General features: G+C 49.5%; 1 rRNA gene. It reads right to left on the bottom strand.

The annotated features are described in order from the left end of the window. Nucleotides 1-358 (bottom strand): 23S ribosomal RNA (locus N6G83_RS54590); the annotation flags it as partial. Nucleotides 359-388 lie beyond the last annotated feature (30 nt).

The raw sequence follows: 388 nt of genomic DNA, 5'->3' as shown, positions 1-388 counted from the left end.
AATTAATGCATTTTAGTGTACGGGGCTATCACCCTTTGCTGCGCGACTTTCCAGACGCTTCCACTAACACAAGAACTGATTCAGGTTCTGGGCTGTTCCCCGTTCGCTCGCCGCTACTAGGGGAATCTCGGTTGATTTCTTTTCCTCGGGGTACTTAGATGTTTCAGTTCCCCCGGTTCGCCTCGTATGGCTATGTATTCACCATACGATAGTGTGTCGAAACACACTGGGTTTCCCCATTCGGGTATTGCCGGTTATAACGGTTCATATCACCTTACCGACACTTTTCGCAGATTAGCACGCCCTTCATCGCCTCTGACTGCCTAGGCATCCACCGTGTACGCTTAGTCACTTAACCTCACAACCCGAAGGTGTTTCTGTAAACAGA

Source organism: Serratia sp. PL7 (genome assembly GCF_945957435.1).
This window is presented reverse-complemented; position numbering and strand designations above follow the sequence as displayed.